Annotated in this window: 10 protein-coding genes and 4 pseudogenes; 10 read left to right on the forward strand and 4 right to left on the reverse strand. The window is 59.7% G+C overall.

The window, feature by feature from the left end:
- Positions 1 to 2 precede the first annotated feature (2 nt).
- Entirely contained in the window at positions 3 to 1,736 is a 1,734-nt protein-coding gene (locus FSO04_RS18825) for a methyl-accepting chemotaxis protein (RefSeq protein WP_154561296.1), read from the reverse strand.
- 828 nt (positions 1,737 to 2,564) lie between these two features.
- Here FSO04_RS18825 and FSO04_RS18830 point away from each other — a divergent pair.
- From FSO04_RS18830 to FSO04_RS18870, 9 genes and pseudogenes are all read left to right on the forward strand, one after another.
- Positions 2,565 to 3,445 (forward strand): annotated as a pseudogene (locus tag FSO04_RS18830) (methyl-accepting chemotaxis protein); the annotation flags it as partial.
- 54 nt (positions 3,446 to 3,499) lie between these two features.
- A pseudogene (locus tag FSO04_RS18835) lies at positions 3,500 to 3,984 on the forward strand (chemotaxis protein CheW).
- Between the two features lie 252 nt (positions 3,985 to 4,236).
- Positions 4,237 to 4,530, forward strand: a complete 294-nt coding sequence (locus FSO04_RS18840; RefSeq protein ID WP_154561298.1) for a hypothetical protein — start codon at positions 4,237 to 4,239, stop codon at positions 4,528 to 4,530.
- 46 nt (positions 4,531 to 4,576) lie between these two features.
- Complete coding sequence (locus FSO04_RS18845) at positions 4,577 to 5,035, forward strand: hypothetical protein (protein WP_154561300.1); 459 nt, start codon at positions 4,577 to 4,579, stop codon at positions 5,033 to 5,035.
- Positions 5,036 to 5,051: 16 nt separating this feature from the next.
- Positions 5,052 to 5,267 (forward strand): hypothetical protein, encoded by a 216-nt coding sequence (locus tag FSO04_RS18850; RefSeq protein WP_154561302.1) that lies wholly within the window; start codon positions 5,052 to 5,054, stop codon positions 5,265 to 5,267.
- 237 nt (positions 5,268 to 5,504) lie between these two features.
- Entirely contained in the window at positions 5,505 to 7,070 is a 1,566-nt protein-coding gene (locus tag FSO04_RS18855; RefSeq protein ID WP_168435738.1) for a methyl-accepting chemotaxis protein, read from the forward strand.
- Positions 7,045 to 7,740, forward strand: coding sequence for a PAS domain-containing protein (locus FSO04_RS18860; RefSeq protein ID WP_154561304.1), 696 nt, complete (start codon positions 7,045 to 7,047; stop codon positions 7,738 to 7,740). The genes FSO04_RS18855 and FSO04_RS18860 overlap by 26 nt, the downstream gene beginning before the upstream one ends.
- Before the next feature lie 919 nt (positions 7,741 to 8,659).
- Positions 8,660 to 9,982 (forward strand): group II intron reverse transcriptase/maturase, encoded by a 1,323-nt coding sequence (gene ltrA, locus FSO04_RS18865; protein ID WP_233464905.1) that lies wholly within the window; start codon positions 8,660 to 8,662, stop codon positions 9,980 to 9,982.
- A 542-nt stretch (positions 9,983 to 10,524) separates the two neighbouring features.
- Positions 10,525 to 11,001 (forward strand): annotated as a pseudogene (locus FSO04_RS18870) (transposase); the annotation flags it as partial.
- On the opposite strand, the gene FSO04_RS47595 reads toward FSO04_RS18870, so the two are convergent.
- The gene (locus tag FSO04_RS47595; protein ID WP_233464906.1) at positions 10,998 to 11,216 is read right to left on the reverse strand and encodes an IS110 family transposase; all 219 of its coding nucleotides are present in this window, start codon (positions 11,214 to 11,216) and stop codon (positions 10,998 to 11,000) included. The pseudogene FSO04_RS18870 and the gene FSO04_RS47595 overlap by 4 nt on opposite strands.
- A gap of 191 nt (positions 11,217 to 11,407) precedes the next feature.
- On the opposite strand from FSO04_RS47595, the gene FSO04_RS18880 reads away from it, so the two are divergent.
- Positions 11,408 to 12,634 (forward strand): YopJ family acetyltransferase, encoded by a 1,227-nt coding sequence (locus tag FSO04_RS18880; protein WP_154561308.1) that lies wholly within the window; start codon positions 11,408 to 11,410, stop codon positions 12,632 to 12,634.
- A gap of 720 nt (positions 12,635 to 13,354) precedes the next feature.
- On the opposite strand, the pseudogene FSO04_RS47600 reads toward FSO04_RS18880, so the two are convergent.
- Both FSO04_RS47600 and FSO04_RS47605 read right to left on the reverse strand, forming a co-directional pair.
- Positions 13,355 to 13,836 (reverse strand): annotated as a pseudogene (locus FSO04_RS47600) (tyrosine-type recombinase/integrase).
- A gap of 33 nt (positions 13,837 to 13,869) precedes the next feature.
- Complete coding sequence (locus FSO04_RS47605) at positions 13,870 to 14,175, reverse strand: site-specific integrase (RefSeq protein WP_233464907.1); 306 nt, start codon at positions 14,173 to 14,175, stop codon at positions 13,870 to 13,872.
- Positions 14,176 to 15,381: the final 1,206 nt, after the last annotated feature.

Genomic DNA, 15,381 nt, shown 5'->3' on the forward strand with positions numbered 1-15,381 from the left:
GATCAGAACGTTTCCCAGTCGGCGCTACTCGCGTCCGCCGGGACGGTCCTGCCGGTGCCGGTCGTGGCGTTGGGCGATTGAGGCGCTGTTTTCGGTTGAGCCGCTGCTGTGCGGCGGGTGGTTGAAGTCCTGGAACCGGGCGGGCGCGGTTTGCTTTGCGGAGTAACCATACGTGATGCGGAGACTCCGGTATCAGCGACCTTGAACACCGACACTGCGTCCCTCAGGTTCATGGCCTGTTCTTCAAGTGACTGCGCTGCTGCTGCCGCCTGTTCAACGAGCGCCGCATTCTGTTGGGTCACTTCATCCATTTGGCCCACGGCCTGATTGACCTGCTCAATGCCACGGCTCTGTTCTTCAGAAGCTGCTGCGATCTCGCCGACGATATCGGACACCTGCTTGATTGCCTGCTTGACCTGCCCCATGGTCGCGCTGACTTCTGCCGCCTGTTTCGAACCGTCCTGGACCATTGCCACGGACGAGCCGATCAGTTCCTTGATTTCCTTCGCGGCCGTAGCGGAACGCTGGGCCAGACTGCGAACCTCGCTGGCGACCACGGCGAACCCTCGCCCCTGTTCGCCAGCACGTGCAGCTTCCACGGCAGCGTTCAGCGCGAGAATGTTCGTCTGGAAGGCGATACCTTCAATCACGCCCGTGATTTCAGAAATCTTGCTTGAACTCGCGCTGATTTTTCCGATTGTCCCGACCATGGATTGAACAGCATCGTTACCCGTATCCGCCATGTCCGTGGCGTTTGTCGCCAGTGCGTTCGCCTGACGTGCATTGTCAGCGTTCTGCTTTACCGTTTCGGTCAATTGCGTCATGCTGGCCGCGGTTTCCTCAAGCGACGCCGCCTGTTCTTCGGTACGGGCCGACAGGTCGGTATTGCCGCTGGCGATCTCGCGTGAGGCCACCGTGACCGATTCGGTGGACCCTTTGATTCCGCGAATCGTATTGCTAAGCTGTTGATCCATTCTCTTCAGCGCTTCGAGAAGCTGGCCGAACTCGCCTTGCGAATCGACCACGATCCGATTTTCCAGCTTCCCGTTCGCGATCTGGTTCGCGACGTCTACCGCCTTGTTGAGCGGGCTCGAAATCGCGCGCAGCAGATACAACGACGCACCGGCGGCGACCATCACGCCGAAGCCGATAAGAGCTACCGCGATCCAGAGGATGGTCCTGAACATCGATCCGCTGTCTTGGGCGAATTTCCTGGCTTGCTCAATATTCAAACGGACATCCTGATTGACCGCATCCTTCACCGCGTCAGCGACCGGGCCTATCTTGTCAATCAGTTGGGTGGCTGCATCGTAATTGCCGGCGTTGAAAGCGGCCACGATTTCATCCGTCCTTGCTTTGAACTGCGGCAGCCCGTTGTTGATCCTCTCGGCAATCTCGCGCTCCCTGTCGCTGGATATTTCGGTCCGGTAATAATGATCCCATGCTTTACTGAGCCGGTCCTGGTCGGAGTGAATAGCCTCAACCGCCTCAGCCGTCGTGGCTGGATTCCTGTCTATCTGGATTCGCCTCCCTTGAAGGCGGATAAAGAGTAGCGCTGCACGGATGTCGCTCAGATCGCTAATCGCAACCGTATTGCTGGAGTAGGCTTCGTTCATGTTCGAATTCAGCTTGGAAAGCCCGAATGCGCCAAACAGCCCGATTGCGGCCATAAGAATTACGCACGCGCCGAACGCGATAATGATCTTGAATTTGATTGTCTGTATGAAGTTGCTCATGTCGCTTTCCTCTATGATCCGTGCCCAAACCGTTGTCATTACGAAACGGAAAGCTACAGTTGCTGGCGCTATCACCCATGTGTTTTCGGCCGTATTTGCGTCCGTTCAAGAGTAATCTATGTACGAGTTTGCTTCATTTTTATAGGGATATTCTTAACGGCGTAAGGCACCTGTAGACCCCGTATCGAAACGATTTCGTCACGGCCGCGCACTGTGCCGCCGTGAGGTGCCGCAGCACCGCATCGACAAACTTGCTCATAACCACGAACCGTGCGCCGAGACGAGAAACCGCTGCGCCGTTTGTCCTCACGAGCGTGGTCAGCGAATTCAGCAACGCTTCATGGGTGTCCGACTTTCCACCCTGTTCAGAACTTTTGCCAGTCTGCATCGGCAGCCTCCGTTGTGGTGATGGCGTTTGCTTCGGCGCTCCTCACCGGCGTCGCTCGGCTCTACCCGTGCAACGAAAACGGCGACCCAATCGAGATAATGCATATTAGAACCGTCTGAGGGTGCGGTTCTTCCCCCGGATGCAGTAGGAACGTCCGGAATGAAGCGTGCAAACATGTCGGCTGAACCTGAGATCGAGTGGGGGGCTTGGGGGCACTTTTGCGCGCTGCTGGCCGTAGAGCAGGCGTCGCATGACTCCGGCTCCAGCCGTTCCCACGACAACGAAGACTAATATGCGATATGGACATGAATCGGATTGGCGTACCCGCAGGCGCGGCTCAGCGAAGCGGTGGAACTCCCCTATGACGGGCTTCACGCAAAGCGATCTGGTCGGCTTGATGGCGAGCATCGGAGCCACCCTCGAAACGCACGCCGACGGCAACCGCGTCAAGCATGGAAGAACTGACGTCGACAGTTCGACAGAACGCGGACAACGCACGGCAGGCCAGTACTCTGTCGGCCAACGCGTCTGAAGTTGCGAACCGGGGTAACGAGGTTGTCAGCCGGGTGGTCGTGACGATGGGTGACATCAATCAGAGCTCGGGCAAGATCGCCGAAATCACAGGCATTATCGAAGGCATTGCATTTCAGACCAACATTCTGGCGCTGAATGCCGCTGTGGAAGCAGCTCGTGCGGGAGCGCAGGGCCGTGGCTTCGCGGTGGTGGCGAGCGAAGTGCGAAGCCTCGCTCAACGTTCGTCGGCGGCAGCGAAGGAAATCAAGGATCTCATCGGCGCATCGGTAGAAAAAATCCGGGGTGGGACGGCGGAAGTTGAGCAGGCGGGCAGGACCATGTCCGAGGTCACCCACGCGATCGGCCGGGTCACCGACATTATGGGTGAAATCGCCGCAGCGTCGGAAGAGCAGAGCCGCGGTATTGAACAGGTGAATCAGGCAGTCACGCAGATGGACCGGGCTACCCAGCAGAATGCCGCGCTTGTCGAAGAAGCGGCGGCGGCCGCCCAGTCGCTGGAGGATCAAGGCAAACAGCTCGGTGCGGCGGTGTTAACCTTCCGTGTCGCAGGCGGTCAGATTACCTCGGCACCTGCGCCGCCGTCCTCCGCGCGCGTCCAGCCGGCCAGCCGGCCAGGAAGCCGTCCGTGCCGGCAAGGCGATCTGCGGCGTTGCCGAAAACCGCATCGTCTGCCGGCGAACGCGCTGGCCACGCGGCGAATGAGTCTGTGACCGTCGCCTTGCCGACGCCTGCAGTTATCGGGAAGCCGTCTGCTGAACCGAGCGGCTCGGAATGGCAGACTTTTTGAGGTACCGGAACAGGGATGAACGGGATGCATCAATCTCAGGACAAGCCGCGGCGAATGGGCGTATCGAGCAAGGGCTCCGCGAAGGAATACCTGGCCTTCGTGCTCGGCGCGGAGCACTACGCGATCGATATTCTCCGCGTGCAGGAGATCCGCGGCTACAGCCACGTGACGCATATCGCCAATGCGCCGGAACACATCAGGGCGTTGTCAACCTGCGCGGCGTAATCGTAGCGATTCTCGACCTGAGAATCCGCTTTGGCGACGACAGCCCGACCTACAACGACCAGACAATCGTCATTGTGCTGAACGTGCTGCGTCGCGTGGTGGGTGTCGTGGTCGACGCAGTGTCGGACGTGGTGGAAATCGCGGCTGAGGACATCATGCCGCCTCCACAGTTAGGCACAGCCGCGTTGACGGAGCATATCGTTGGTGTCGCGTCACGTGACGAGCGCATGCTGATCGTGCTCGACATCGAACGCGCACTCTCGGATGAGGACGCCCGGCAGCTCGATCTCGCTGCGACGGCACATCCGGGTTGATCAGAAGACAAATGCCTGCCCGGAAGCAACCTCCTGAGCCGTCCCATCCTGTTTCGCGGTATCCGGATCTTTAGCGCGGAGACGGCAATGTCATGGCTTCGCTGAACGCGTCGTCGTGACATTGCCCCCTGCTTTGCGCAAAAGAGCAGGCGCAGGACGGTTTGTGCCGCATGGATGAAGCAGGTCGCACGATGGACGGAACGAAGCCGATCATCCAACGGATGTCGAGATTATTGACGAAAGCGAAGAACAATGAAGGGTCGTGAACAGGTGGAGTTTCTGGAGCAGCAGACGGCGTCGAATGTCGATGGCGTGGCCCGCATTGGGGCGCGGGTCGTGGTCATGAGCCAGCTGCTCGATGCGGCATTGCCGCGTCTCACGCCATTGCAGCGCGTCGATGTTGAGCAGGCATTCCGGGATGGAATTGAAGAAGCGATGGCATATGTCGACGACATAGCGATGCCGGAGCAATACCACTCGACGTTGCTGGAACTGACGAACCAGTATCTGGTGGTATTGAGCGCCGACCGCCAGGACGCGCGTTGAATGCCACGCGCGACTGCCGCTCGTGCCGAACTGATTCATCACGAACATGAAGATACTTTCGTCTTCGAACCGACAGGATCTCGCTCTCGCTGCGTTCCTCGAATCCCGCGCGACTTTCGACGCGTCGGACCGGGACCAGCGCATGCTGGTCCGCCTCCTCGTCATCCCCATGCTGACTCGCAAGCTCGATTTCCCGCACATTGCGCTGCAGGCCGATCCGCAAAGCGAATCGATCCGGGCGATGTGCGCGTCCATGGCGCAGGCCGTGCGCAACGCGTGCGCGAAGCTCGATGGTCCGCTCGGATCACAAGCCTGCATGGCGGACCTCAACGCGCGTATCACGATGGCACTCGAGGCCATCGCGGCGTTGCCCCCAAGGAAGCCAGGACGAAAGAAAACGGCGCAACTCAAGCAGGAAGAAGCCCTGGACCGGCGAGCGCCTGCGCGGTTAGAGGTCACGACGAATGCGGGCGCAGGGCACCAGGGTCAAATCACCAGCAGTTGAATTTTGTGGAAACAGGATGGAACGCCATTTCATGTCACGCGGGGGAGCCGTTGCCTATCTCGTTGCCAGCACGAAACATCTTGGCCGTGAGCACAAGGAGGCGGGCCCGGGCGGCAAGCACCGGGAGATCCAGCGGCGTATCGATGCACTCGAGCAACTGATATTGGATGTTCGGGCAGGACGTGTCCACGCCTTGAAGACCCCCACAGCGGAAATCGTGATCATGGATTAACGGCATGCGAAGAATCCATGTCCTCGGGCGCCTGGACAATCTGCCCGCGATCCGTCCGGGGCTTGGGTGGCCGGATGGGCAGGGACGGAATGTCGTAGTTGAACCGCTGGCTGTCAGTGGACCGGATCGCGCAAGCCGGGCGAGGCGCCGGGAACGATCGCCGGAATATTCCGCGGCGTTTGCCTGCCGTTTTGGGCGAACGATTGCAGCACTATCATTGATAACAAGGAAGGGCAAGTGAAAGTTTCTGATCTGCGAATCGGGGTTCGTCTCGGGGTGGCGTTCTCGCTGGTCGTGGCGCTGCTGATAGGCACGACCATCATCGGTATACAGCGTCTTGGCTCTGTCGGCACAAAAATGGAGACGCTCGTCAGCGAGCGCTACGCGCTGATTGCGCTGAGCAGTCGCATCAAGGACAACGGTTACAAGGCCAAAGATATCCTCGGCGATCTGGTGCTGAGCACGTCGCCGGAGCAATCGAAGAAGCTCATGGATAACTTTGTGCTCGTTCGCACGGCCAATACCGAGGCCTATGCGCAGCTCGAGAAGATGCTGCCGGACGATGAAGCGAGGGCGATCTTTAGGGACCAGACCGCGGCGCGCTCGGCCTACGGCGCGAGCGTCCGGCGATTCTTCGATCTGATGGCCGCGCAGAAGCTCCAGGAGGCGCGCGACCTCTACCAGGGCGACATGTCAGACCTGCAGGACAAGTACTACGACCAGGTCAACCGCATGGTGGATCATCTCGCGCATGAGATGCAGCAGGACGTGGCGCTCGGCGGCGACGATGTGCATCAGACCACGATCCACATGATCGTGATCTCCATTTTTGCGATCGTGATCGCGGCCTCCACCGGATTCTTCATCACCCGGACCATCACGGTGCCGATCAATCGCGCGGTGCATCTGGCCGAGGCCGTGGCCCGCGGCGACCTGACGCGGCGGCCAGAGGTCGAGTCCAAAGACGAGGTAGGCCGGCTGCTGACCGCGCTCGGGCACATGATCGGCGGCCTCCATGGCATCGTGTTGAGCGTGCGCAAAGGCACCGATACGATCGCCCTTGCCTCGCGCGAAGTCGCAAGCGGCAACATTGACCTGTCGAGCCGCACGGAGCAGCAGGCGAGTTCGCTCGAGCAGACTGCGGCGGCGATGGAGCAGTTCACCTCCACGGTGAAAAACAACGCGGACAACGCACGCGAGGCGAACGAGCTCGCTTCAAAGGCCTCGGTCATCGCGGAGAGCGGCGGGCAGGCCGTCGCGCAGGTTGTGGATACGATGAACGCGATCAATACCTCCTCGCAGAAGATCGTCGACATCATCGGTGTGATCGACGGCATCGCCTTCCAGACGAACATCCTCGCATTGAACGCCGCGGTGGAAGCCGCGCGCGCCGGCGAGCACGGCCGGGGCTTCGCGGTCGTCGCGAGCGAAGTGCGGGCGCTGGCGCAGCGCAGCGCGCTGGCGGCGCGTGAAATCAAGGCGCTGATCGACGATTCGGTTGGCCAGGTCGGCACCGGCAGCAAGCGCGTGGAGGAGGCCGGCCAGATCATTCAGGGAGTCGTGACCAGCATCCGGCACGTCGCGGAGCTCGTGGCCGAAATCAGCTCATCGAGCCAGGAGCAAACGGAGGGCATCGAGCAGGTCGGCCAGGCGATCTCGCAGATGGACAAGGTCACGCAAGAAAACGCGTCGCTGGTGGAAGAAAGCGCGGCCGCGGCCCAGGCGTTGCAGGGGCAGGCCGCGCATTTGAGCGAGGTGGTCAGCGCGTTCCGGCTTGATGAACCGCTTGCGTCGCTGCGATAACGCATCACGTTCAGGCGATGATGCGCCGCCGTTTCCCGACCCGCCGCTTGCGCTGGAGTTCTCGTTGATCTTCGACATCGAGCAGAAAAACGAACCCTTGCTGGGCGGCGCCAAGACAATCTATGCCGTTGCAATCGAGCTCCAGTCCATTGGAGAGCCAAGTGATCAGCAAAATGGCAATGGCGCCAGACTGCAAGCGCTCTCCGAAAGATTGAGAGCCATTAGCGCCGCTTTTGCCGAGACCATTGCTGCGGATGCTGCACGGCACCTCGGAATTCGGGACGCAGTGGCCGCCAGCGAGCGCGAGTTCCGTTCCCTCGCTGAAAATCTGCCCGACAATATCGCGCGCTGGGATTGCCTCGGCAACTATCTCTACATCAACCCGACTCATGAGCGGACTTTGTGCAGGCCGGCGGCAGGGCTCATTGGCACGCGGATTAAAGAGTTGCACGACCACGTGGCCGCAGCTATCGCCCGCGTCGTCGCGACCGGCGAAGCGCTGCCATTCGTGCGCCAGACGATTCGCGACGAGACGGGGGGAGCGCGGGTACACGAAGTCAGCCTCATTCCGGAGAAAGATGCAGCAGGGCAGATCGTCAGCGTGCTGGGGATCTGCCGCGATGTGACCCGATGCGCAGACCGCCGTCGACGCGACGCAGCGAGGCATTGACGCAATGCGCGAGCAGCAGACACAGGCTGAGGCGGATCTCGGACACGCCGATAAAGCGGCATGTCAAGATCAAGGCCGGGGCCAATCCGCACGACCCACAGTGGGAACCATACTTCGAGACCCGATGGGGCAAGAGGATGATGAACCTGCCAAGGGGTCGCGCGAAGCTCTACCGGGTCTGGCTGAGGCAGGATGGCGTGTGTCCGACCTGTCAGGAACCGATCGCAATAGGTACCCCTTGGGTCACCCGCTTCATTGTGAAAAGAACTGACGGCGGGTCGATTGCAGCGGGCAATATTCAACTGCACCATCCCGGTTGTCATGGAATTCAAAAGTACGCCGGAAACAAGTTGTGAATGCGGGTGTCGAAAGATGCCTTGGCAGAGGCTTGAGCTGTATGCAGGGAAACTTGCACGTACAGTTGTGTGTCCAGCGAAGGCTGGCGTGTTCAGCAGGAGACAGACCTGCCGGGGTAGAAGTCAGAAGCCCCGTAGCTTGGATAGCAGGGTGGCGGGAAACCAAGACTCTGAAGCCTATCGACAGACATTCCCTCGGGGAATGCGCGAGTCGTCGGGCCGTAATGAAAGTGAACGTGAATGTGGCCTCGAAAGTGAGAAGCCCCGAAGGCCGAGCCTGCAACTGTAGGGCGAAGGCAGCATGGGTAGCCGAAATCTGACCGACACGGCTAGTCCACTTCGGCGGGGTGGAAGCGACGGCACGATGACAAGGACATGCTAAGCAACTGGAGAAGCTCTCCTCGCCCCGGCGCGAAATCGCCGGAGCAAGGTAGGTCCTATAACCGGTGACCCCGGGAAGTGGACCGAAGGCGAGAGAGTGGCGGATGGGTCCGTACTAGCTGTGAGACCGGGTAACGCTGGTGGAGCAAAGGGGCCCTGCTGTTTGTAACGTCCTCGACAACATGGGAGGCAAGGACGAGATGACAAAGGCGTCCAGCAGTTTGCAGGACCTGAGGCGGGGAATATACGTCAAGGCGAAGGCTGAACCGTCCTGGCGTTTCTGGGGGTTGTACGTCCATGTCTGTAAGATGGAAACGCTGCGCGAGGCGTATGCGCTGGCAAGAAAGAACAACGGCGCTCCGGGTATTGACGGGGTGACGTTTGAGGCCATCGAGGCGCTAGGCGCAGAGGCGTTCCTTGAGCAGATACGGGATGAACTGATCGGGCGTGCCTACGTACCGCTACGATCGCGGCGGCAGGAAATACCAAAGGACGGGGGCAAAGTCCGCGTCCTGTCGATTCCAGCCATCCGCGACAGGGTGGTCCAGGGTGCGCTCAAGCTCATACTGGAACCGATCTTCGAGGCAGACTTCCAACCGGGGTCGTATGGTTATCGTCCCAAGCGCACCGCGCATGAAGCGGTGCAGCGGGTGGCGACGGCGATTGTTCAGTGGAAGACCCGCGTCATAGATCTGGATCTACGCGCCTACTTTGACACCGTGCGGCATCATCTGCTGCTCGAGAAGGTGGCGCGTCGGGTCAATGACTGTGATGTCATGCATCTGCTGAAGCTGATGTTGACCGCGTCGGGCAAACAAGGCGTTCCGCAAGGCGGGGTGATTTCGCCCTTGCTCAGTAATATCTACCTCACCGAGGTGGACCGGATGCTGGAGCGGGCGAAAGAAGCCACGCGCAACGGGAAGTACACCTACGTCGAGTATGCGCGTTTCGCGGACGATCTCGTCGTGCTGATCGATGCCCATCCGCGCCATGCGTGGTTGCTGGGAGCGGTGAGCAAGCGACTTCGGGAAGAGTTTGCCAAACTGCAGGTTGAAGTCAATGAAGAGAAGAGTCACACGGTGGATCTGGACTGCGGAGAAAGCTTTGGCTTTCTGGGATTTGACTTCCGTCGAATTCGCAGTGTGAAGAAGCTGGTGTGGCGGGCGCACTATACGCCGAAGTTGAAGAAACGCACGGCGTTGTTGCGCAAACTCGAGGAGGTGTTTCGGCGATACCAGTCGCAGCCGGTGGATCGGGTGGTTCAACTGATCAACCCGGTGTTACGTGGCTGGGTGAATTATTTCGCCGTAGGACATTCCAGTGAGTGCTTCAGCTTCGTCAAAGACTGGGTGGAAAAGAAGATCAGGCGCCACATGGGGCGATCCCGGAATCGCGGGGGCTTCGGCTGGAAGCGGTGGAGTAGGCGCTGGCTGTATGAGGAACTGAAGCTGTTCAACGGCTATCGTGTTCGTCGTCCCGCCGCACCGAAAGCGCGCCCAGCGTGATAGGTCCCATAACTCTTGACATGAAGCAAACAGGAGAGCGTAGTGCCGGAAACCGGCAAGCTGCGTTCGACGTGGCGGGAGCTGGAAACGTGACTATGGTTGCCGGACTGCGGGCCATTGCGAAAGCGGTGGAATTACCACCGGCGCCTACAGGTGCGCGCGCCAGTTCTCGACCCTACCTTAGGGGGCCAGGCGCGGGCAACCGCGTCCGGCTACCCGGCGACGTTGGATCATCTCACGAGCGCCACGGCCGGCTTCAGGCAGGGACGTAGATTCGATTGCGGCAGTGACAGTTACTGGGTGACGTGGAATGCGCCTGTATGTTGGCGAGCGCAATACCGCGCGCTCACCAACATACGCCAGCATATCGCCTCTACCCAGCGTCAAGGGTTCGCTACGCCAGGCTTCGCCTGCCCTTGACCCAGCCATACGCTCTAGCAAGGAGATGCGGAAGAAATTGATCGACGATTCGTAAGCGGCCTTGACAAATTACTGCTCATAGAAGGGGGCGGTGGCGCAGCAATGCGCCACCGCTACCCGACATCGGCGTGGACGCGGAGTCTGGCCTGGTTCACACGGTCATCGGCACAGCTGCCAACGCTCAGGACATCAATACAGCCGAAGCGTTGCTACACGGCGAAGAGGCGGATGTGTACGCTGATGCCGGATATCAGGGTATTCAGAAGCGATGCGCGGACGGTTCAGTGCGCTGGCATGTCGCAATGGGACCAGCGAAGCGCAGAAAACTGGACCTGAGTGATCGTCTGGACGCGATCTACGTTCAGATCGAACGCCTGAAGGCCGGCGTGCGCGCCAAGGTGGAGCATCCATTCCGGATCATCAAGCGCCAGTTTGGCTATACGAAGACACGCTACCGGGGCCTGATGAAGAACACTGCGCAGATCGCGACGCTGTTTGCGCTGGGCAATCTGTGGATGACGCGTAAGGGCTGCGCAAAGCGTGAAACACGTGGGCGCAGACACATGAGTCTCAAACGCGCGTCGCCACGGCTCGACTAAAACGGTGATCGAGGTCCCAGCATCTTCGCCGACACTACAACGCGGGCAGCAAACCGCGCGACGTGCAGAAAACGGGTTGTGCAGACCTTCCCTAGTGCCGCGAGGATTGCGCGGATATCATTGGGCAGGCGCCGCTGCAATACGAGCAGGCCCTCACCATCGCTGATCACCACCACGCTGTTGTTCGAGTGCAGGTCTATTCCACTGAACTTCATCTCGGCCTCCGTTAGGTCAAAGGGCTAGAGCCATGTTGACTCTACCTCTGCGCCTCTCGCTGCGAAGCTCAGGCCAGCTATATGATTACGAGAGCCATTGGAACCAACGCCGGTCTGCCGTTACCTAGTGGGATGCAGGGGTTTTCACCACGGGAATCCCTGTGCCCCCTTAACTGTCAAGCCAATATTCCATGGAACGCTTCTTCTCTAGCATCGGCAGCCCTTTTCGCGGCAGCCAACCCGACGAGATTGAATACGGCGGCGGGCGCCATGACGCCGGCGCATCGCCGATTACGCAGCGACCGGTCGCTTTTGCGGAGGAAAGTCCCGGCCGGCAGGTGACGGCCTCGGGGGTGAGAAACCTGCTGCGACGCTTCCGGCATGGTCGGCGGGCGGGGGACCCCGCACGTACGGACACGTCTGCGCAAGTGGCCGAGACCTCCCCACGGCTGCAGCGCTCGCTCGCGCTCGACCCGCATAGAACGGATGAGCTGGGTCGATTCGTCGGCCAGACACAACGGCTGCGATCGCCCATCGCCGAATCGTCGTCTGCACAAGCGCGGTCCAACTACATAGAGTCGCAGCAGGACGATCCCCCGAAAGTTCCAGGTCGGCTGAGGGAAAAAATCAAGACGGTCGATTCAAAGTTGAAGCAAATCAAGCGCGCGAACACGGAATTCTACGAGTACGCGAAGCTCTCGGTAGGGCAAACGTCCGAGGGATCCAAGCCGGATTGGAGAACTAATCAATTTGACAAAAAGTATCTTCCGCTCATCGCGGAGATGGAGAACCAGAGAAATCCGGGACTCAATCTGCACGTCTTTGACAAAGCAGACGAGTGCCATGAGTACATCAAGCAAATGGCGGGTGCGCGCGGGACCGGCAATTTCAGAGTTGTCTATCCGCCGTTCGCGGGTTCGCGGGACCACTATGTCGCACTCGACGTCAGGCTCCGGGGGGAGCGCCGGCCTTCAATCGTCGTATACGAATCGGCGTTGGCTCAGACACTTTCGATGTTCCCCGCGATGTTCGCACCAGCGAAAGTGAAGGTGGTGTTTAACGGTATTCAAAACTCGGAGTGGGATTGTGTGATGTTCGCGCTCAACAACGCTTTGAAATCGTTCAAGACCCATGCAGAATACGCCGACCTGCTCCACCGGGGGGGCGAGGTGAATTCAGTGCCTATGCCAGCGGTCTTCCGCAAGCATATGCACTCCCGGAGCGCGCTCAATCACATGCCGCAAGCGGACGAGATCGTCACCAAGGCGCAAACGGGCCCGGACGCCGAAACACTGAGAGAACGCGTCAACGCGTATCGGACCAATCGCTTCGGCTCCCAGTACAGCACGTCGATCGAAGGCTTCCGGCTACAAGAGATCAGACGCGTGGGCGAGTACCTGCGCTCCCGGAAGCGCTGATGGGGGTAACCCTCCTTTTCGGGCATGTATGAACCCGACGACTTTTGCAAGCTTCCTGTTCGTGATGTCGAAATGGTCTGCATGCATGTATCCGGCTTGCCTGATGGGCGGTTGCCGGAGCACGCCCGCAGCCTCGCTGAGATCCGCGCACCCTGTCTTTAGCAATTTCGCGGCTTGCTGCAAGCGGCAGCCGGCACGAAAAACAGGCTTCGGGATGCTGGTTCAACCAATTTCGTCGCTTTGGAGAAGCTTCGCAAACAAGTGCGGGTGGGTCGTTCCGTTGAAGGGGGGGCAAGGTACGTGTTGATGCGCTGCAGCGCATAAAGCAGAGGGTTTTTTGATCACCGGTCGCGGGCTGATTCTGTCGCGACCTGTTCATATGTCCTGGGCCGCGACCGCCAATCAAAGACCCTCTGCTCTATGTCGCCGGCGACATAGCCGTCACACGAAGGGAATGCACCTGCTGCAGAGTGGTGTCCCGCTCGAGATCATCCGCGACTTCCTGGGCCACGTGGTGTGAAGACGACTGAGATCTATGCTCGCACAAATCTTGAGATGAAGCGGAAGACACTCGAGAAAGTGGCGGACGGTACGCCGCTTCCGAAGATCCCGTCCTGGCAGCAGAACAAGTCCCTGCTCGATTGGCTACATTCGCTGTAGGGCACAGGAGGTCACGCATGTCGTTTTTTAGCTGCGGGCCTCCACATCCCGCCCAAACAATTATGTCGAGTTCCCGCGACCGGAATCCTTTGCTATCAACGAGCGGAATTCGAGACTGCACATAACAACTTTCTGTCGGTAATAGCATGCCGTCGTCGACAAGCTGCGATGGCCCATCAGCAGCTGGATCCTGCGGACGTCGGTACCGCTTTCCAGCAGGTGGGTCGCGATGGCGTGCCGCAGCGAATGCGGTGCAATGGGTTTCGTGATCCCGCTGCGCTGGCGCGCGAGCTGGCATGCCGGCCCTACTGCGGACCGGGTGATGGGGTGCCCGGGAATGTCACCGGGAAACAGCCACTCGCGGGGGGAGCCTCGTGCCAGTACAGATCGCAGGATCTCGAGCAGCCGCGGGGAAATCATCACGTAGCGGTCCTTCCTGGATTGCCCTGGTGCACGCGGATCACCATGTGCTGGCTGTCGATATCGGTGACCTTCAGATGGACGACTTCTGACACGCGCAGGCCAGCCGCATACGCGGTCATCAGGATGGTGCGCTGCTTGAGACTGGGGGCCGACTAGAAGAAACGGGTGATTTCCTCGGCGCTCAGGCTGACCGGCAGCTTCACGGGTCGCCTTGGCGGTGGAAAGTCCTCGTCGCTCCATTCCCGCCTGAGCGTGGCGCGGTACAGGAAGCGCAGTGCGCCCACAGCCAGTTGCACGCAGCTCGGGGCGAGCTTGCGTTCGTTGGTCAGGTAGATTTGCCAGGCCCGGATATCTTCGGGTCCGAGCACTTCGGGTGAGCGCCGGAAGTGCCGGGCGAAACTGGAAACCTGAAGCTGATAGGCCTTCTGCGTGTTGTCGGCGAGGTTGCGGATCTGCATGTCGTGCATGCATGCGTTGGCAGAGCAGTGTCATGGCGGACCTCCTTGAAACAGTGGATGGAATGCCCGGTCGGGCACATCCATGCTGCTTCCGGCAGCCTGCTCGTCACTTCTCTATGGCCCAGCCTCAGACAACCGTCCTGACAGAACGCCTGGCACTGACCTCCGCTTCCCTTCCACTACCGCGTCAGCGGTTTAGTACAAACACCTTTAGGCACAATTCCGGGTTATACGCACAACTGGTTTCGGGTTTCACCCGAGCGCAAACGGGATGTGAAGAAGCGATGCAGCGTGGGCGCGCAGGAGCGGTTCGAGGGTTGTGAAAAGGGCGATAATTATGCAATTTTTTCGATATTTTGTCAAGACTGCAGATTAAATGGATGTGACGCCTCATGGCGAGGAGCGCCACCACCATGGTGTTCGCACCAGCGCTGATCGTCAGTGGTAGTGCCGCAGGTTGATCATCATGTAAGCGAGGGTCTTGAATGCATAGTGGACCGGGCTCAGCAGTGAGCTTGCTCCTGAGAAACGAATCCCTCACAAATGAACCGCCGCCCACCACGCGTTACTCATCAAATACAGCGAAGATTCGCCTGTGCCGCTGCTTCTGGCGATGGGGCGCTGCGTGTAACGTATTACCAATCGATGATGGCGAACAATCTTTGGAGTAATTTCATGAGCATATTCAGTTCAATCGGTCACGCTATGAGCCATGCTGTTCATGGGCTAGAACACGACGCGGAAAATCTCGTTCAAAAAGCGGAAACCGTGGCCCAAGGCGCTATCCAGGGGGCTCTCGCAGGCGCGATTGAGGGTCCTGAGGGGATGGTCGCGGGAGCGGCAGTGGGCGCCGGCTCGGCGGCCGTTAGCAGCAGCTATTCCTGAGCGAATTCGACCGCGTCTTATCCGATCTGTTGGCATGTACTTTGTCCGGGCGTTGCCGTGGACGCCCGGAAAAACTCGCGCGGCAGATGACACCCATCGAATATCGGCTGTGGCGCAAATAGCGATCAACGAATCGGTTCGAGTGCCGGCCTGACCGATTTTCGGATCCGCGATGAGCAAGCTCAAGAGTCTGGCGGCACTGGTGCAAATAGATAGCCTCGGCGAGCTGATGCCAGCAGATCAGGAGACCGCATTGAGCAACGATGACCGCATTCCAGACGGCGGGCGTAGTGGTGTCTTGCGGTGTAAGCGGTTCAGGCC

The organism is Paraburkholderia madseniana (genome assembly GCF_009690905.1).
Taxonomy (GTDB): domain Bacteria; phylum Pseudomonadota; class Gammaproteobacteria; order Burkholderiales; family Burkholderiaceae; genus Paraburkholderia; species Paraburkholderia madseniana.